This window comes from Polaribacter sp. NJDZ03 (assembly GCF_019263805.1).
Taxonomy (GTDB): Bacteria; Bacteroidota; Bacteroidia; order Flavobacteriales; family Flavobacteriaceae; genus Polaribacter.
On sequence record NZ_CP079195.1, the window covers coordinates 1466227 to 1485979 of the forward strand.

The following is a 19753-nucleotide window of genomic DNA, read 5'->3' on the forward strand; positions in this document are numbered from 1 at the left end:
TACAAAAAATCATCCTAATGAAATAAATCACTGGATAATACAGTCTATTGTTTAAAATTAAATTAAATAGGTCTCGTCTAACTTAAAGATTTGCCTGTTAGCTAGCAGTGGTTCATATTCTCCGTAAGAAGATACATTGTTTTCTAAACCTTCAAAAAGGTTGATATAAGAGTAAATATATGAAGCTAAAAACACTTGTTGTTCAAAAGAAATAACATCTACTTGGAGCTGTAATTCATCTTGACCATCTACCATAAATTGTTTATCACTACAACAATTCTTTTTGATTACTTTACAATCCTCAGTAGAAGGCTTCTCCATTTCCATTCCGCAACCTTTCGCTTTATGAAACATGGCCGTTTCCACTAAATTATCGCCACAATAATGCATGCTTACAGCAAAAGACATTGTAGAGAATAACACTACAATGGCCATTATAAAGGACATTATTTTATGGGAAACTTGCTTCATATTGATAACAAAGGTACACTAAATTAAATAATAAAATTTTAGTTAAGAAAAATTTAACTAAAAACAGGGCAACTAACATTCCTTAATATATCTTTCTTATAAAAGATTCTTAACTCCAAATAAAACATTCACTTTTCTTAGTAAACTGCAAAACCAATGATATCTATTAAAAAACGACTTTTAACCTAAATTAAAAAATTAGAGAAAGCACATTTCAATAAAAAATATTAAAGAAAGATACAAGAAATACTGTGAATTTGAAAGCATTGAAATTTAACCGAAAACAGTTCAAATTATCTTAATCCATAAAAATGCTAAACAACCTACAAGTAAACTCTTGCTTATAAATAATTCGGTAATTTTATCATAATAATATTTAATAAAAAAAAGCCTTACATAAATGTAAGGCTTTTTGCGGAGAAAGAGGGATTCGAACCCCCGGACCTGTTACAGTCAACAGTTTTCAAGACTGCCGCATTCGACCGCTCTGCCATTTCTCCAGTGCGTCTCATCAGATATGCTCTGAATGCGGCTGCAAATATAGAAAGCTTTTTTAGTTTATGAAAATAAAAAACGATTTATTTTATTTTTTTTTTGAATATCATTACTGAAAATTCATATCTCCCTATAAATCAAGTGTTTTAATTTATTATTTTTTTTTTAGAAATCGTTACAAAAAAGTCTAAATCTAGAATTCTTGTATACTAGTTCATTATATTTGCCATTATTATTCTAATTATATAATTATGTCATTTAATTCCTTTGGAAATTTATTAAAAGTAACAACGTATGGAGAATCTCATGGAACTGCTATTGGCGGAGTCATAGATGGGTTCCCAGCAGGATTAGAGGTAGATTTTGAAGCAATTCAAAATGAGTTAGATAGGCGTAAACCTGGGCAATCTAAAATTGTTACACAGCGTAAAGAACCAGATACCGTCGAGTTTCTTTCAGGTATTTTTGAAGGAAAAACAACAGGTACTTCTATTGGCTTTATTATTAGAAACACCAATCAAAAATCTAAAGATTACAACCACAATACCAATGTCTATAGACCTTCTCATGCAGATTTTACATATGATAAAAAGTTTGGAAACAGAGATTATAGAGGTGGCGGAAGAAGTTCTGCACGTGAAACCGCCAATTGGGTAGTTGCTGGTGCTTTAGCAAAACAGCTTATTGCAAGCATGAATATAAATGCATTTACATCTTCTGTAGGAGATATTTTTATAGATAAACCGTATCAAGATTTAGATTTTTCTAAAACAGAGAGTAATATTGTGCGTTGTCCGGATGAAGATTCTGCAGAGAAAATGATCAATAAGATACAGGAAATCAGAAAAGCAGGAGATACTATTGGAGGTACCGTAACTTGTGTTGCCCAAAATGTACCTGTAGGATTAGGAGAACCTATATTTCAAAAATTACACGCACAATTAGGTAGTGCAATGTTATCTATAAATGCAGTAAAAGGTTTTGAATTTGGAAGTGGTTTTTGTGGCGCAAAAATGAAAGGTTCAGATCATAACGATGTTTTTAATGAAGATGGCTCTACACAATCTAATTTATCTGGAGGTATACAAGGAGGTATAAGTAATGGCATGGATATTTACTTTAGAGTTGCTTTTAAACCTGTTGCCACCATAATGAGCTCTCAACAAACCATAAACTCAGAATATGAAGTTACAGAAATTACAGGTAAAGGTCGTCATGACCCTTGTGTAGTACCAAGAGCTGTGCCTATTGTAGAAGCTATGACAGCTTTAGTATTAGCTGACTTTTGGTTATTAAATAAAACGAGACAAATATAGTTTACATACTTTTTAAAACATAACAAAATTATAAAAACTCTAAATGGCCTTACCTTTAACGGTAAATAGATTATTTCTATGGATATAAATAGATTATATTTTATTGATATTGTTAGGGCTTTTGCTATCTTAATGATGCTACAAGGGCATTTTATTGATACACTTTTAGATACTTCTTATCGAGATTTAAATCATCCTATTTTTATTATTTGGTCATACTTTAGAGGTATTACAGCTCCAACTTTTTTTACTATTTCTGGATTAATTTTCACTTATCTTTTATTAAAAGCAAAAGAGAAAGGATTAGAAAAGCAAAGAATGGTAAAAGGAATAACTAGGGGGTTCTTTTTAATTGGTATTGGTTATTTATTAAGAATTCCTTTTTTTTGTTGGTTAGCCGGAAAATTTGATCCTTACTTTTTGATCATTGATGTACTACAAATAATAGGATTAAGTCTTATATTAATTATATGTTTCTATTTTATCTGTAATAAAAAAACAATACTTTTTTCTATAGTAACATTACTCTTTGGCTTTACTATATTTATTACAGAACCTTTGTATAGAAACTTAAACCTAACCTCTATTCCCATATTTTTAAACAATTATGTTTCTAAAACCAATGGATCTGTATTTACAATTATTCCTTGGTCTGGTTATGTCTGTTTTGGTGCATTTTTAGCAACAATTTTTAATAAAAATGTATTTAAAAAAAGTTTTAAAAAAATAATTATTACTTCTTTTACCATTTTTGGAGGTATTCTAATTTTTTACTCCTCAGATATACTTGTTTACTTCTCAAAACTATTTCGCAACCAATTATTAATGGATTCGGCTAGCTATAACTACTTGTTTACTAGACTAGGAAATGTATTACTGATTTTTTCTTTTTTTTACGGATTAGAAAAATATTTTAAAAAACCGTTAATTTTAAAAGTAGGACAACAAACACTGTCAATTTATGTTATTCATTTCATAATTATTTATGGCAGCTTTACGGGGTATGGATTAAATAGTATAATTGGTAAAAACTTAACTCCAATGCAAGCAATACCTGGGGCAATACTATTCTTAGTAACTGTTTGTTTATTATCTTTTTATTACGCAAAAACAAATACTTTTTTATATTTAAATTTAAGAAAACTCTTTCATAAATTGAAACTAAAAGCATAAAATGAAAGCACTATTATCTTTTTTTTTAATTTTATTTTTTTTGTCCAGCTTTTCTCAAGAAAGGTACTTAGAAAAGAATACTAAATTCTCTAAGAGAACGTATACTTATCATCGAATAAAAAAAGAGAAAAATTTGAAGTTCGAATTTTATAAACCTAAAAAAAGAACCGGAAAAGTTCCTTTATTAATATATGTTCATGGAGGAGGTTTTTCTGGTGGTGATAGAAAAGATAAAATTGCAACAGATTTTGCCGAAGAAATGGTACAATATGGCTATGCAGTAGCTTCCATTTCATACAGGTTAACCATGAAAAACAAAGGTTTTGGTTGTAAGATAAAATCAGCATTAAAAATAGAAGCATTTAACGATGTGTCTCAAGATATAAGTTATGCTGTAAAATATTTTTTACGTCGTAAAAACAAGTTTAAAATAGATACTGATAAAATAATTTTAGTGGGTTCTAGTGCAGGTGCTGAAGCCGTTTTAAATTTAGCATATGTTTATAGCAATAAAATTTTAAATCCAAATTTTAAATTTGCAGGTGTTATTGCTATGTCTGGTGCTGTAACTTCTATTGACAAAATAACAATAGAAACAGCAATTCCTACACAGTTATTTCATGGCGTACAAGATAATTTAGTTCCTTATAACATAGATTCTCATCATTATTGTAAGTTAAAATCTGTAGGCTATTTAAATCTTTTTGGTTCTAAAGCAATTGCAGGTAAATTAAAGTCAATAAATAAACCCTATTATTTGTACAGCGTAAAAAATGGAAATCATAGTTGGAATGCTAGACCTATTTATCAATGTAAAAAAGAGATTATAGATTTTTTATATTATGATGTTTTAAATCGGAAAAATAGACAGATAGAAACAACAATTTAGATTTTAATTAGTAAAAAAAGCGAAACTTTAAAAGTTTCGCTTTTTTTTTATGCTTGACCTGTGGGTCCAAAATTCATAGGAATTGGAGGTTGTTCATAATCTCTAATTTCACCATGCTGCTCTTCAAACTTTCTAACATTATCTGCCAAAGCTTGTGTTAACCTTTTTGCATGTTGTGGGGTTAATATAATTCTAGATTTTACTTTTGCCTTGGGTACACCTGGCATGATATTAATAAAATCTACAATAAATTCTGACATAGAATGATTAATAATTGCTAAATTAGAATATGTACCTTCCGCAATTTCTTGATCTAACTCAATATTTATTTGTCCGTCTTTGTTTGTATTTTCTTCCATAATTAAATTTGTCTCTTTGTTAATTCTAGTAGCTGTAAAATCGTAAAAAAAAATGAATTATACGCGTAAAACTTCACCTTTATATATAATAAAAGATATAAAATAGAAAAAAGTTGAATTGAATAGTGCACCTAAGTACGTCTAAACAATTCAACTTTTAAATAATTTAACTTTAAAACGTTTTCACGTTAAGTTTATTTAGAAACTTTTTTCTATTTCGTCTTTAGGACCAACTAGAATGTTTTCATAAGCTCTCATACCTGTTCCTGCTGGAATTCTCTTACCAACAATTACATTTTCTTTTAAGCCTTCTAATGTATCTATTTTACCACTAACAGCAGCCTCGTTTAATACTTTTGTAGTTTCCTGGAAAGAAGCTGCAGAAATAAACGATTTTGTTTGAAGTGATGCTCTTGTAATACCTTGTAAAACTTGCTCTGCCGTTGCCGGTTTAGCCTCTCTTGCAGTTACTAAGTTTTGATCATTTCTTCTTAATAAAGAATTTTCATCTCTTAATTGACGCGCAGTAATAATTTGACCTGCATTTAAGTTTTCTGAATCTCCAGCATCTTCAACAACCTTCATTCCAAAAATATCATCGTTGTCTTTGATAAAGTCAATTTTATGAACTAATTGATTCTCTAATAATAAAGTATCACCAGAATCTATAATTTTAACTTTACGCATCATTTGACGAACAACAACCTCAAAATGCTTATCATTAATTTTTACACCTTGTAAACGATATACTTCTTGAATTTCATTTACCAAGTACATTTGTACTGCAGATGGTCCCTGAATTCTTAAAATATCTGAAGGAGTGGTTGCTCCGTCTGATAATGGCATACCAGCTTTAATAAAGTCATTTTCTTGAACTAAAATCTGATTAGAAAGTTTTACTAAATACTTGCTAATATCTCCAGTTTTAGACTCAACGATGATTTCTCTATTTCCACGTTTAATTTTACCGAAAGAAACAACACCATCAATCTCAGAAACAACAGATGGATTAGAAGGATTACGTGCTTCGAATAATTCTGTTACACGTGGCAAACCTCCTGTAATATCCCCAGCTTTACCAGATTTTCTTGGTATTTTAACTAAAGTATGACCACTTTCTACTTTATCTCCATCAGTTACCATTAAGTGTGCACCTAAAGGCAAACTATAAGAACGTAAAGCATTACCATCATTATCTTCAATAATTAAAGATGGAATGATTTTTTTGTTTTTAGAATCGATCATTACAATCTCTTGGAAACCTGTTTGCTCATCTACTTCTACAGAGTAGTTAATACCTTGTTGTAGATTATCAAACTTCACTTTTCCTCCAAACTCAGAAACAATAACACCATTAAATGGATCCCATTGTACAATAGCATCTCCTTTTTTAATTGATTTTATATCTTTATCAAAAATAATAGAACCATAAGGAAGGATATTTGTACTTTGAGTAATTCCTGTTTTCTTATCTATAATTTTAATCTCTGCTGTTCTAGAAATTACAATGTCAATTTCTTTACCTTCATTGTCTTTACCAGTTACTGTACGTAAATCATCTATAACAACTTTACCGTCAAACTTAGCAATTAATTTATTCTCTTCAGAAATATTACCTGCAACCCCACCAACGTGGAATGTACGTAATGTTAACTGTGTACCAGGTTCTCCAATAGATTGTGCTGCAATTACACCAACTGCCTCACCAATTTGTACCTTGTTAAGAGTAGATAAACTCTGTCCGTAACATTTAGCACAAATACCTTTTGTAGATTCACAAGTTAAAGCAGATCTTACTTCTACAGCATCAATTCCAGACTTTTCAACAGCTACTGCTAATTGATAAGAAATTGGTTGATTTGCTTTTAAAAGAACCTCTTCTGTTAACGGGTGATATACATCATTTAATGAAACTCTACCTTCAATTCTTTCTGATAAAGATTCTACAATCTCATCATTTTTCTTTAAAGGAGCTACTTCTAACCCTCTTAATGTACCACAATCTTCTTCATTAACGATAACATCTTGCGAAACATCTACTAATCTACGAGTTAAGTAACCAGCATCTGCCGTTTTTAAAGCCGTATCCGCAAGTCCCTTACGAGCACCGTGAGTAGAAATAAAGTATTCAAGAATTGATAAACCTTCCTTAAAGTTAGAAAGAATCGGGTTCTCAATAATTTCTCCACCACCTGCAGTAGATTTCTTAGGTTTTGCCATTAATCCACGCATACCTGTTAACTGACGAATCTGCTCCTTAGAACCCCTTGCACCAGAATCAAGCATCATGTATACCGAGTTGAAACCTTGTTGATCTTCACGTAAACGTTTCATAGATAATTCAGTTAAATCGTTATTGGTTCTACCCCAAATATCAATTACCTGATTATAACGCTCTTTTTGCGTTAACATACCCATGTTATAATTCCCTACAATGATATCTACCTCTTTGTTGGCTTCATCAATCATAGATTGTTTTTCTTTAGGAATAATAATATCCCCTAATGAGAAAGATAAACCACCTTGGAAGGCAAATTTATATCCCATATTTTTAATATTATCTAAGAATTCTCCTGTTGTAGGAATATCTGTAGCTTTTAAAATACCACCAATAATTCCACGTAAGTTTTTCTTAGTTAATACCTCGTTAATGTAACCAGCTTTCGCAGGAACAACTTCGTTAAATAAAACTCTACCAACAGTAGTTTGAATTATTTTTCTAACTTGTTCTCCGTTCTCATCAACGTCGTAAGTTCTTACTTTAATTCCAGCATTTAAGTCAACCATTTCTTCGTTAAAAGCAATCGTTACTTCTTCTGGTGAATAAAAAGTTAATCCTTCTCCTTTAATTTTAACTTCTGGAGTAGAGATTCTCTCTTTAGTCATATAGTATAAACCAAGTACCATATCCTGAGAAGGAACTGTTACTGGTGCACCATTTGCAGGATTTAAAATATTATGAGAAGCTAACATTAATAATTGCGCTTCTAAAATAGCTTCTGGTCCTAATGGTAAGTGAACTGCCATTTGATCCCCATCAAAATCCGCATTAAATGCAGAACATGCTAATGGGTGTAATTGAATTGCTTTTCCTTCAATTAATTTTGGTTGAAAAGCTTGTATACCTAGTCTGTGTAATGTAGGAGCCCTGTTTAATAAAACTGGATGTCCTTTAATTACATTTTCTAAAATATCCCAAACAACTGGTTCTTTTCTATCTATTATTTTCTTTGCAGATTTAACTGTTTTTACAATTCCTCTTTCAATTAGTTTTCTAATTACAAAAGGCTTGTAAAGTTCAGCTGCCATATCTTTTGGCAATCCACATTCAGATAATTTCATTTCTGGTCCAACAACAATTACAGAACGTGCAGAATAATCAACACGCTTTCCTAATAAATTCTGACGGAAACGTCCTTGTTTACCTTTTAATGAATCTGATAAAGATTTTAAAGGTCTGTTAGATTCAGTTTTTACTGCAGATGATTTACGTGTATTGTCAAATAAAGAATCTACTGATTCTTGTAACATACGTTTCTCATTACGTAAAATAACTTCTGGAGCTTTTATTTCAACCAATCTTTTTAAACGATTGTTTCTAATAATAACTCTTCTATAAAGATCATTTAAATCTGAAGTTGCAAAACGTCCACCATCTAAAGGAACTAAAGGTCTTAATTCTGGTGGAATAACTGGTACAGCTTTCATAATCATCCATTCTGGATGATTCTCTCTATTTTTCTGAGAGTCTCTAAATGCTTCAACAACATTTAAACGTTTTAAAGCTTCCGTTTTACGTTGTTTAGACGTTTCTGTATTTGCTTTATGTCTTAATTCAAAAGACAACCCATCTAAATCGATGCGCGCTAATAAATCAATTAAACATTCAGCACCCATTTTAGCGATAAACTTGTTAGGGTCAGTATCATCTAAATATTGGTTATCTTGTGGTAACTCATCAGCAATATCTAAATATTCCTCTTCCGTTAAGAAATCCATTTTTTGTAATGGCTCTCCTTCCACATTCTTTGCAATACCTGGTTGAATTACTACGTATCTCTCGTAGTAAATAATCATATCTAACTTCTTAGATGGCAAACCTAAAAGGTACCCCATTTTGTTAGGTAATGATCTAAAATACCAAATATGAGCAACAGGCACAACTAAGTTGATATGCCCTACTCTTTCTCTACGTACTTTCTTTTCAGTTACTTCTACACCACATCTATCACAAACGATACCTTTGTAGCGAATTCTTTTGTACTTTCCACAAGCACATTCATAATCCTTTACAGGACCAAAAATACGCTCACAAAATAAACCATCTCTTTCTGGCTTGTGTGTACGGTAATTTATAGTTTCTGGTTTTAAAACTTCACCTTTAGAAATTTCTAAAATAGCTTCTGGTGAGGATAAACCAATTGAGATTTTGTTAAACTTTTTTACAGTGTATTTCTCTTGTTTTCTTGCCATGTCTTTTGATAAGTATTCAGTTGGCAGTATTCAATAACCAGTTACAAAATTGTAACTGGTTATTGGTTACTGAAAAAATTTATTCTTCTAATCTAACGTCTAAACCTAAACCTTTAAGTTCATGCATTAATACGTTAAACGACTCTGGTAAACCTGGTTCTGGCATAGCTTCACCTTTCACAATACTTTCGTATGTTTTAGCTCTTCCCATAACATCATCCGATTTCACAGTTAAGATTTCTCTTAAGATACTTGATGCACCATAAGCCTCAAGTGCCCAAACTTCCATCTCTCCAAAACGCTGACCCCCAAATTGTGCTTTACCACCTAAAGGTTGTTGTGTAATTAATGAATATGGTCCAATAGAACGCGCATGCATTTTATCTTCAATCATGTGACCTAACTTAATCATATAAATGATACCAACTGTTGCCGGCTGATCGAAACGTTTTCCTGTTCCACCATCATATAAATAAGTATGTCCAAATCTTGGTACACCTGCTGTATCCGTAATCTCATTAATCTGGTCTAAAGATGCTCCATCAAAAATTGGTGTTGCATATTTAGTTCCTAATTTTTGACCTGCCCAACCAAGAACAGTTTCATAAATCTGACCAATATTCATACGAGAAGGTACCCCTAATGGATTTAATACGATATCAACTGGAGTTCCGTCTTCTAAGAAAGGCATATCTTCTGCACGTACAATACGAGCAACAATACCTTTATTTCCGTGACGTCCTGCCATTTTATCACCCACTTTTAACTTACGTTTCTTAGCGATATAAACTTTAGCAAGTTTTAAAATACCTGCTGGCAATTCATCTCCAACAGAGATTGTAAATTTTTGACGACGTAAAGAACCTTGTAAATCGTTTACTTTAATTTTGTAATTGTGAACTAATTCACCTACAAAACTATTTAAGTCTTTATCCGTTGTCCAAGAACCTGTTAAGTGAATATAATCATCAACAGAATTTAACATTTTAAGTGTATATTTTTTACCTTTTGGTAAAACTTCTTCACCTAAATCATTGTAAACTCCTTGCGAAGTCTTTCCACTGATAAGTAAAAACAACTTGTCTATTAAAACATCTTTTAAACCTTCGAATTTAGATACAAAAGAAGCTTCTAACTTAGCTACTGCTTCTTTATCTCTTAATCTCTTGTTTTTATCTTTAACAGCTCTTCTAAATAATTTTTTATCAATTACTACACCTCTTAATGATGGAGAAGCTTTTAATGATGCATCTTTTACATCACCTGCTTTATCACCAAAAATAGCACGTAATAATTTTTCTTCTGGAGTAGGATCAGATTCTCCTTTTGGTGTAATCTTACCAATTAAGATATCACCAGGATTCACTTCTGCTCCAATTCTAATCATTCCATTTTCATCTAAATCTTTGGTAGCTTCTTCAGAAACGTTAGGGATATCATTAGTTAACTCTTCAGTTCCTAATTTTGTATCTCTTACGTCTAAAGAATACTCATCAATATGAATAGATGTAAATATATCTTCACGAACTACTTTTTCAGAAATTACAATCGCATCCTCAAAGTTATACCCTTTCCAAGGCATAAAGGCTACTTTCATGTTTCTACCTAAAGCTAATTCTCCTTTTTGTGTTGCATAACCTTCACAAAGAACTTGTCCTTCTTCAACTCTATCACCTTTTTCTACAATCGGTTTTAGGTTGATGTTTGTTCCTTGATTCGTTTTTCTAAATTTAATTAAGTTATAAGAAACTTCATCAGATTCAAAACTTACAAGTTTTTCCTCTTCTGTTCTATCATACTTAATTGTAATTTTGTTAGCATCTACATAAGTAACTTCTCCAGCTCCTTCAGCATTGATTAAGATACGAGAATCTTTTGCAACTCTACGCTCTAAACCTGTACCTACAATTGGAGATTCTGGTCTTAATAATGGAACTGCTTGACGCATCATGTTAGATCCCATCAATGCTCTATTCGCATCATCATGTTCCAAGAAAGGAATTAAAGATGCAGAAATTGAAGCAATTTGATTAGGTGCAACATCCATGAAGTTAATCTCTTCTGGACTAACAACTGGGAAATCACCACCTTCACGTGAAATCATTCTTTCAGCAACAAATCTTCCATCTTTATCTAATTCTAAGTTAGATTGAGCAAATTTCATTCCCTCTTCTTCCTCTGCACTTAAATAAATTGGCTCTTCATTTCCAACAACACCTTCTACAACTTTTCTATATGGAGTCTCGATAAATCCTAAATTATTCACTTTTGCAAAAACAGAAAGTGAAGAAATTAAACCAATATTCGGTCCCTCAGGAGTTTCAATTGGACATAAACGACCATAATGAGTATAGTGAACATCACGTACCTCAAAACCAGCTCTTTCTCTAGATAAACCACCTGGCCCTAGTGCAGATAATCTACGCTTGTGAGTAATCTCTGCTAATGGATTCGTTTGATCCATAAACTGAGACAATTGGTTGGTACCAAAGAATGAGTTAATTACAGATGATAATGTTTTAGCATTAATTAAATCGATTGGTGTAAACACCTCGTTATCACGTACATTCATACGCTCACGAATTGTTCTAGCCATACGAGCTAAACCAACACCAAACTGACCTGCTAATTGCTCACCAACAGTTCTTACACGTCTGTTAGATAAGTGATCAATATCATCTACCTCTGCTTTAGAGTTGATTAACTCAATTAAATATTTAATAATAGTTATAATATCTAATTTTGTTAATACTTTTTGATCAATAGGTTCATTTAACTGAAGTTTAGTGTTCATTCTAAAACGACCAACTTCACCTAAATTATATCTTTGTTCAGAAAAGAATAACTTATCTATAATACCTCTTGCAGTCTCCTCATCTGGCGGTTCTGCATTACGTAGTTGTCTATAGATATGCTCTACTGCTTCTTTTTCAGAATTGGTAGGATCTTTCTGTAAAGTATTATGAATAATAGCATAATCTGCCATATCGTTATCTTCTTTATGAAGTAAAACGGTTTTAGCACCTGCCTCTATTATTTCATCAATATGTTCTTTATCTAAAATTGTATCACGATCAAAAATTATTTCATTTCTTTCGATTGATACAACTTCACCAGTATCTTCATCCACAAAATCTTCATGCCAAGTTTTTAAAACTCTAGCTGCTAATTTGCGACCTAATACTTTTTTTAATCCAGCTTTAGAAACCTTTACCTCTTCTGCAAGGTCAAATATCTCTAAAATATCTTTATCTCTTTCAAAACCGATTGCTCTGAATAATGTTGTTACTGGTAATTTTTTCTTTCTATCAATATAAGCATACATTACTTGATTGATATCGGTAGCAAATTCTATCCAAGAACCTTTAAAAGGTATTACCCTTGCTGAATATAATTTTGTACCATTTGCATGGAAAGATTGTCCGAAGAATACACCAGGAGACCTGTGTAATTGAGAAACAACAACACGCTCTGCACCATTAATTACAAAGGTACCAGAGTTAGTCATATAAGGTATTGTACCAAGATATACATCTTGTACAATAGTTTCGAAATCTTCATGTTCTGGATCTGTACAGTACAATTTTAGACGTGCTTTTAAGGGCACACTGTGCGTTAGACCTCTTTCTATACATTCTTGTATAGAGTATCTTGGTGGGTCTACGAAGTAATCTAAAAATTCTAAAACGAATTGATTTCTTGTATCTGTAATTGGAAAGTTATCCATGAAGGTTTTATACAAACCTTCTTCACCTCTTTCTTCTGCCTTAGTTTGAAGTTGGAAAAAATCTTGAAAAGATTTTACCTGAATATCCAAAAAGTCTGGATATTCCTTAATCATTTGAGAAGTAGCGAAGTTGATTCTTTCAGTAGTGTTTTTCGTTGCCAAAAGAGAATATTTTTTTGATTAAAATCTGAAATAAAAATAAAAAACGAATATATACACAAAATGGTTTAGGTCTAAAAACGTTAGTTCTTAGTACCTAAACCTAAATTTGTTTTCCCGTTTCGATTACTCGAACTCGGGAGTAAATGATTACTTAAGCTCTACCTCAGCTCCAGCTTCTTCTAAAGATTTTTTAAGACCTTCAGCCTCATCTTTAGAGATACCTTCTTTTACTGCTGCTGGTGCGCTATCTACGATACCTTTAGCTTCTTTTAATCCTAAACCAGTTAATTCTTTAACTAATTTTACAACTGCTAATTTAGAAGAACCTGCTGCTGTTAAGATAACATCAAATTCAGTTTGCTCATCTGCTGCTTCTTCTCCTCCTGCTGCTGGACCTGCTACTGCTACTGCTGCTGCTGCTGGCTCAATACCATATTCATCTTTTAAAATAGTAGCTAATTCATTAACTTCTTTTACTGTTAAGTTAACTAATTGCTCTGCGAAATCTTTTAATTCTGCCATTTTAATTGTTTTTAAAAATTTTGTTTATTATAGTTTATTTGTGCGCGTAATTATTTTTCAGATAAAGTCTTAAGGATACCTGAAATTGTTTGTCCACCAGACTGTAATGCTGAAATAACATTTTTAGCTGGAGACTGTAATAATCCAATGATTTCACCAATAAGCTCTTCTCTAGATTTAATATCTACTAAAGCATCTAATTGATCATCACCAATGTAAACAGATTCTTCTGCAAATGCACCTTTTAAAACAGGCTTATTCTTAGTTTTCTTTCTGAATTCTTTGATTAATTTTGCTGGAGCATTTGCTGCTTCAGAAATCATCATTGATGTATTACCTTTTAATACTGTTGGTAAGTCTCCAAATTCTTTATCTGAAGCTTCCATTGCTTTTGCAAGTAATGTATTTTTAACAACTGATAACTGAATACCTGCTTTAAAACAAGCTCTACGTAAATTAGAGGTAGTTTGTGCATTTAACCCAGAAATATCTGCTAAATATAACGTATTTGTATCTGCTAATACTGCTGTTAAATCTTGTATTACTTGTGATTTCTCTTCTCTAGTCATAATTATAAGTTTTAACGTATTAAACAGTTTTCACCTCAACAGCTATACTAGGACTCATCGTACTAGACATAAAAACGCTTTTTACATACGTTCCTTTTGCTGTTGTTGGTTTAAGTTTAAGAATTGTTTGTATTAACTCGTTTGCATTTTCCTCAATTTTTTGAGCATCAAAAGATACTTTTCCAATTGCAGCATGAACGATACCAGTTTTATCAACTTTAAAGTCAATTTTACCAGCTTTTACATCTGTAACAGCTTTTGCAACATCCATAGTTACCGTACCAGTTTTTGGGTTTGGCATTAAACCTCTAGGACCTAAAATTCTTCCTAAAGGACCTAATTTCCCCATTACACTTGGCATGGTAATAATTACGTCTACATCTGTCCATCCTCCTTTAATTTTCTGAAGGTATTCATCTAACCCAACATAATCTGCACCTGCTGCTGTAGCTTCTGCTTCTTTATCTGGAGTTACTAATGCTAAAACTTTTACATCTTTTCCTGTTCCATGAGGTAATGTTACTACACCACGAACCATTTGATTAGCTTTACGAGGATCTACTCCTAAACGTATTGCTAAATCTACTGATGCATCAAACTTTACATTAGTAATGTCTTTGACTAGCGCTGAAGCCGCTGCTAAATCATAAGATTTAGAGCTATCTAACTTTGCGTGAGCTTCTTTTTGCTTTTTTGTTAATTTTGCCATTTTACTACTTTTTATAAAGTTTATGCTGGTGCATTACCTTTTACTGTTAATCCCATAGAACGAGCTGTACCTGCAATCATACGCATTGCTGAAGAAATTTCAAAGGCATTTAAATCTACCATTTTGTCTTCTGCAATAACTTTAATTTGATCCCAAGTAACTGATGCTACTTTTTTCCTGTTTGGTTCTCCTGAACCTTTTTTAATTTTGGCTGCTTCTAGTAACTGAACTGCTGCAGGAGGAGTCTTTACAAGAAAATCGAATGATTTATCTTTGAAAACAGTAATAACAACAGGTAAAACTTTACCTTGTTTGTCTTGCGTTCTTGCATTAAACTGTTTACAGAACTCCATAATGTTAACACCAGCAGCTCCTAAAGCAGGTCCAACCGGCGGCGATGGATTCGCTGCGCCTCCCTTTACTTGTAACTTAACTACTTTACTAACTTCTTTTGCCATTTTAAAAATGTTTAATGATTTATTCTTAGTTGGAAGCCAAAAAATAAATCGATATCAATATATATTTGTGTAACAATTATATTTTTTCTACTTGCATATAACTTAATTCCAATGGTGTTTTTCTTCCGAATATTTTCACCATTACTTCAAGCTTACGCTTTTCTTCATTCACTTTCTCAATAGTTCCATCAAATCCATTAAAAGGACCATCTACAACTTTTACAGTTTCACCGATATTAAAAGGAATTGCAATATTTTCATCTTGTATTGATAGTTCGTCAACTTTACCTAACATTCTGTTAACTTCAGATTTACGCATAGGAACAGGTTCACCACCTTTAACTTCTCCTAAAAAACCAATAACACCTGTTATACCTTTAATTACGTGAGGAACTTCTCCAGATAGATTAGCTTCAACCATAATATAACCAGGAAAATATACTCTTTCTCTGTTTACTTTTTTCCCATTTCTAATCTGAATAACTTTTTCAGTTGGTACAATTACCTGACTAACATAATCTGATAATCCTACTCTAGAAATTTCTGTTTCTATGTAAGCTTTTACTTTATTTTCTTGTCCTCCAATGGCTCTAACAACATACCACTTCATTACTGAATCAGCTGCCATAATTAGTTAGATTTAAACATTCCAAAAAAGTTATCTAATCCTGTTTGAAAAACATAATCTATACCAGCTACAGCTAAAGCAAATACAATCGTAAAAACAGCAACAGTTACTGTAGTTTTTTGAGCTTCTTCTTTAGTTACCCACGTCATGTGATTGCTTAATTCGTCAAAAGAATCTTTGATGTATTGTATAAAGTTCATTTTTCTTATTTTTAATTGCACGGGCGGAGAGATTCGAACTCCCGACAGCTGGTTTTGGAGACCAGTGCTCTACCGCTGAACTACGCCCGTATTTTAATTCAATATTAAAGGCGTTCCGTTAGAAACGGAACACCCTTAGAATTTATTTATTAAAAACTAATAATATTAGTCTAATAATATTAGTCTAATAATTCAGTAACCTGACCTGCTCCTACAGTTCTACCACCCTCACGGATTGCAAAACGTAAACCAATATTTAATGCAATTGGTTGGATTAAATCTACTGTAATAGTTAAGTTATCTCCTGGCATAACCATTTCAACACCATCAGGTAAATTAATTGTACCAGTAACATCTGTAGTTCTTACATAGAACTGAGGACGATAGTTGTTATGGAATGGAGTATGACGTCCACCTTCTTCTTTTTTAAGAACATAAACTTCTGCCTTAAATTTACCATGAGGAGTTACAGAACCTGGCTTACAGATTACCATTCCTCTTTTTATATCTTCTTTAGCAATACCTCTTAATAAGATACCTGCATTATCTCCAGCCTCACCTCTATCTAAGATTTGACGGAACATTTCAATACCAGTAATAGTAGAAGTCATTTTCTCAGCTCCCATACCAATAATATCTACAACATCTCCAGTGTTAGCAATACCAGTCTCAATACGACCAGTTGCAACAGTACCACGTCCAGTAATAGAGAATACATCCTCAACTGGCATTAAGAAAGGCTTATCAACTTCTCTTAAAGGCTCTTCGATCCAATTATCAACTGCTTCCATTAACTCTAAAACAGTATCAACCCATTTTTGCTCACCGTTAAGTGCACCTAATGCAGATCCAGCAATTACCGGTCCATTATCACCATCATATTCATAGAAAGAAAGTAATTCTCTTACTTCCATATCTACTAATTCGATTAATTCTTCATCATCAACCATATCCACTTTATTCATGAATACAACCATACGAGGAATACCAACCTGACGACCTAATAAGATATGCTCTCTAGTTTGAGGCATTGGTCCATCCGTTGCAGCAACAACTAAAATAGCACCGTCCATTTGAGCAGCACCAGTTACCATGTTCTTTACGTAATCCGCGTGACCTGGACAGTCAACGTGCGCGTAGTGACGATTAGCTGTTTGATACTCTACGTGAGAAGTGTTAATTGTAATACCTCTTTCTTTTTCTTCTGGTGCATTATCAATCTGATCGAAAGATTTTGCTTCAGAAAATCCTGCATCAGCTAATACTTTAGTAATAGCAGCAGTTAAAGTTGTTTTACCGTGATCTACGTGTCCAATAGTACCTATGTTAAGGTGTGGTTTTGAACGATCGAAAGTTGCCTTTGCCATGTTTATTAATTTTAATTCTTAGTTTAAATATATATAATGTGTAAAAAATACCCTTTAAATGAGCCAGCGATGAGATTTGAACTCACGACCTCATCCCTACCAAGGATGCGCTCTACCAACTGAGCTACACCGGCCTGTTGATAATTTTGAGCGAAAGACCGGGTTCGAACCGGCGACATTCAGCTTGGAAGGCTGACGCTCTACCAACTGAGCTACTTTCGCGTTAACATGTAAATTGTGGGGAGAGCAGGATTCGAACCTGCGAAGACGTAGTCAACGGAGTTACAGTCCGTCCTCGTTGGCCGCTTGAGTATCTCCCCTTTAATTTACTATTTTAATGAACTTAATTGCTTTCGCAATTTTATTGTTTTTGAGCCGATGGAGGGACTCGAACCCACGACCTGCTGATTACAAATCAGCTGCTCTAGCCAGCTGAGCTACATCGGCTTTTGATGCAAAAAACAATCCGCTATTTCTAACGGATTGCAAATGTACGAAGTTATTTCAGTTTTCAAAACTTTTTTTAAAGTTTTTTTACTTTTTTTTTCATTTTTATGAATTAACAGAATCTCGAAGCTTTTCTTTAGACCTTTTTAACTGTCTTTTTAAATTGTCAACAGCAGCATTAACGCCCTCTTCAAAGGTTTTTGCCTCTCTTTTTATGATAAGCTCACTTCCAGGTATATTTATCTTAACTTCTGTAACTTTATTTTCTTTATCGCTAGTATTGATCACTTTTAAAAAAACTTCTGCGTCAACTATCTTATCGTGAAATTTAGTTAATGATAAAACCTTTTCATCTACATATGCTATAAGTTCCTTATCTGCATTAAAATTAACTGATTGCGTGAATACTTTCATATTTTACTGTGTTTTATGACTCTTAGGGTGAGCCTGGTTATATACTTTTTTAATAACTGTAAGACTATTTTGTGTATAGACTTGCGTTGATGCTAAAGATGAATGCCCTAACAACTCTTTAACTGAATTTATATCTGCGCCTTCATTTAACAGATGTGTAGCAAAAGAATGCCTTAATATATGAGGGCTTTTTTTCTGCTTTGAAGAGACTTGACTAAAGTAAGTATTAATAATTCTGTAAACAAGAGTTTCATAAATTTTATTTCCTTTTTCAGTAATAAAAAGCTCATCTAAACCAATTGTAAATTCTTGTTTAAATTTTAAATATCGTTTTAATGTTTGAATAACAGTATCTAATAAAGGTACAAAGCGTTCTTTATTTCTTTTCCCCAATACTTTTATCGTTTTATCTGATAAACTAACGTCTCTTTCTTTTATATTAATTAACTCTGCTCTTCGAATACCGGTGGAATAAAATAACTCTACAATTAATTTATTTCTAATAGAAGTAAAAGTAACATCTACCTCTTTTTCTATTTGATTGATAACCTCATTAATTTCTTTTGCAGTAAAAGGTACCTGAACTCTCTTTTCTGTTTTTAAGGCTTTATGTTTAGAAAGCGGATTTAATGCTATCTGTTTTGTTTTTTGTGAAAATCTATAAAAAGACTTTAAAGAACTTACCTTTCTATTAATGGTTCTGTTTGATATTTGAGTATCTACTAAAAAAACAATCCAACTTCTAATTTGTGGATAATGCACTTCTAATAAACTTTCTTGATCATAGGCTGTCTCTAAAAAATCTCTAAAAGAGATTAAATCGTTTTTATAAGCAGTAATAGTATGTATAGAGTACTTTTTCTCTAAGGACAGGTATTCTAGAAAAGGATCAATCAAATTATTAGCATTAAGTGTAAGTAAAATTACAAAAAATTGAACACAAAAAACCCGTATTGAAGATTCAATACGGGTTTTATTTCTTAGAATTAAGTAGAGATCCCAATAAAAATTGGGATTAATTCAACTTACAATTTTAATTTCGTCTTACAGACTTATTAAAATTGAGTTTCATTAACCTACTTCTTCTTGTGTTCTTAATCTCTGAACGTAAGAAGCTTTAATTCTTTGAGCTCTGTTTGCTACAGAAGGTTTTGTGAAGTTCTTTCTTGCACGCAAGTTTTTCATCGTTTTTGTACGATCAAATTTTCTCTTGTAACGTTTTAAAGCTCTATCGATATTCTCTCCTTCTTTAATTGGTATAATTAACATAAGTTGGCACCTCCCTTCATAGTCTCTTTATATTTTAGAATAGTATTTAAACTATTATTTTTATTTTTTGGATTGCAAATGTAATTACAAATTATGAATTGACAA

Annotated in this window: 17 protein-coding genes and 6 tRNA genes; 3 read left to right on the forward strand and 20 right to left on the reverse strand. The window is 32.2% G+C overall.

The window, feature by feature from the left end; all coding sequences use genetic code 11:
• Positions 1–57: 57 nt before the first annotated feature.
• Entirely contained in the window at positions 58–447 is a 390-nt protein-coding gene (locus KV700_RS06225; RefSeq protein ID WP_254712987.1) for a hypothetical protein, read from the reverse strand.
• A 439-nt stretch (positions 448–886) separates the two neighbouring features.
• Positions 887–971 (reverse strand) — tRNA-Ser (locus KV700_RS06230).
• Positions 972–1217: 246 nt separating this feature from the next.
• On the opposite strand from KV700_RS06230, the gene aroC reads away from it, so the two are divergent.
• The 3 genes from aroC to KV700_RS06245 all read left to right on the forward strand — a co-directional run bounded on the left by aroC (position 1218) and on the right by KV700_RS06245 (position 4344).
• The gene (gene aroC, locus KV700_RS06235) at positions 1218–2282 is read left to right on the forward strand and encodes a chorismate synthase (protein ID WP_166385054.1); all 1065 of its coding nucleotides are present in this window, start codon (positions 1218–1220) and stop codon (positions 2280–2282) included.
• Between the two features lie 78 nt (positions 2283–2360).
• Positions 2361–3455, forward strand: a complete 1095-nt coding sequence (locus KV700_RS06240) for a heparan-alpha-glucosaminide N-acetyltransferase domain-containing protein (protein ID WP_218599528.1) — start codon at positions 2361–2363, stop codon at positions 3453–3455.
• A gap of 1 nt (position 3456) precedes the next feature.
• The gene (locus KV700_RS06245; protein ID WP_302849992.1) at positions 3457–4344 is read left to right on the forward strand and encodes a carboxylesterase family protein; all 888 of its coding nucleotides are present in this window, start codon (positions 3457–3459) and stop codon (positions 4342–4344) included.
• A gap of 47 nt (positions 4345–4391) precedes the next feature.
• Here the strand turns inward: KV700_RS06245 and KV700_RS06250 are convergent, their stop codons facing one another.
• From KV700_RS06250 to rpsU, 18 genes are all read right to left on the reverse strand, one after another.
• Positions 4392–4703 carry a DUF3467 domain-containing protein gene (locus KV700_RS06250; RefSeq protein ID WP_166385060.1) on the reverse strand — a complete coding sequence of 104 codons (312 nt, stop codon included), beginning with the start codon at positions 4701–4703 and terminating at the stop codon, positions 4392–4394.
• A gap of 198 nt (positions 4704–4901) precedes the next feature.
• Positions 4902–9176, reverse strand: a complete 4275-nt coding sequence (rpoC, locus tag KV700_RS06255) for a DNA-directed RNA polymerase subunit beta' (protein ID WP_218599530.1) — start codon at positions 9174–9176, stop codon at positions 4902–4904.
• A 79-nt stretch (positions 9177–9255) separates the two neighbouring features.
• The gene (rpoB, locus tag KV700_RS06260; RefSeq protein WP_166385064.1) at positions 9256–13065 is read right to left on the reverse strand and encodes a DNA-directed RNA polymerase subunit beta; all 3810 of its coding nucleotides are present in this window, start codon (positions 13063–13065) and stop codon (positions 9256–9258) included.
• A 147-nt stretch (positions 13066–13212) separates the two neighbouring features.
• Positions 13213–13587 carry a 50S ribosomal protein L7/L12 gene (gene rplL / locus KV700_RS06265; RefSeq protein WP_166385066.1) on the reverse strand — a complete coding sequence of 125 codons (375 nt, stop codon included), beginning with the start codon at positions 13585–13587 and terminating at the stop codon, positions 13213–13215.
• Positions 13588–13637: 50 nt separating this feature from the next.
• Positions 13638–14156 (reverse strand): 50S ribosomal protein L10, encoded by a 519-nt coding sequence (gene rplJ, locus KV700_RS06270; RefSeq protein ID WP_166385068.1) that lies wholly within the window; start codon positions 14154–14156, stop codon positions 13638–13640.
• 19 nt (positions 14157–14175) lie between these two features.
• Positions 14176–14865, reverse strand: coding sequence for a 50S ribosomal protein L1 (gene rplA / locus KV700_RS06275; protein WP_166385070.1), 690 nt, complete (start codon positions 14863–14865; stop codon positions 14176–14178).
• A 20-nt stretch (positions 14866–14885) separates the two neighbouring features.
• Positions 14886–15323, reverse strand: a complete 438-nt coding sequence (gene rplK / locus KV700_RS06280; protein WP_068450837.1) for a 50S ribosomal protein L11 — start codon at positions 15321–15323, stop codon at positions 14886–14888.
• A 76-nt stretch (positions 15324–15399) separates the two neighbouring features.
• Positions 15400–15951: a transcription termination/antitermination protein NusG gene (gene nusG, locus KV700_RS06285; RefSeq protein ID WP_068450834.1), complete on the reverse strand. Its 552-nt coding sequence runs from the start codon at positions 15949–15951 to the stop codon at positions 15400–15402.
• Positions 15952–15953: 2 nt separating this feature from the next.
• Positions 15954–16151, reverse strand: coding sequence for a preprotein translocase subunit SecE (secE, locus tag KV700_RS06290; RefSeq protein ID WP_068450831.1), 198 nt, complete (start codon positions 16149–16151; stop codon positions 15954–15956).
• Between the two features lie 18 nt (positions 16152–16169).
• Positions 16170–16241 (reverse strand) — tRNA-Trp (locus KV700_RS06295).
• Positions 16242–16330: 89 nt separating this feature from the next.
• Positions 16331–17518 (reverse strand): elongation factor Tu, encoded by a 1188-nt coding sequence (tuf, locus tag KV700_RS06300; protein ID WP_218599531.1) that lies wholly within the window; start codon positions 17516–17518, stop codon positions 16331–16333.
• Positions 17519–17579: 61 nt separating this feature from the next.
• A tRNA-Thr gene (locus KV700_RS06305) sits at positions 17580–17652 on the reverse strand.
• A 15-nt stretch (positions 17653–17667) separates the two neighbouring features.
• A tRNA-Gly gene (locus KV700_RS06310) sits at positions 17668–17740 on the reverse strand.
• 16 nt (positions 17741–17756) lie between these two features.
• Positions 17757–17838: transfer RNA gene (locus KV700_RS06315), tRNA-Tyr, on the reverse strand.
• Positions 17839–17891: 53 nt separating this feature from the next.
• Positions 17892–17965 (reverse strand) — tRNA-Thr (locus tag KV700_RS06320).
• Between the two features lie 105 nt (positions 17966–18070).
• A complete protein-coding gene (raiA, locus tag KV700_RS06325) occupies positions 18071–18379 on the reverse strand; it encodes a ribosome-associated translation inhibitor RaiA (protein WP_165732787.1) in 309 nt (102 codons plus the stop codon).
• A 3-nt stretch (positions 18380–18382) separates the two neighbouring features.
• Complete coding sequence (locus KV700_RS06330; protein WP_218599532.1) at positions 18383–19276, reverse strand: tyrosine-type recombinase/integrase; 894 nt, start codon at positions 19274–19276, stop codon at positions 18383–18385.
• A 174-nt stretch (positions 19277–19450) separates the two neighbouring features.
• On the reverse strand, positions 19451–19648 hold the full coding sequence (gene rpsU / locus KV700_RS06335) for a 30S ribosomal protein S21 (RefSeq protein ID WP_036822200.1): 198 nt from the start codon (positions 19646–19648) through the stop codon (positions 19451–19453).
• Positions 19649–19753: the final 105 nt, after the last annotated feature.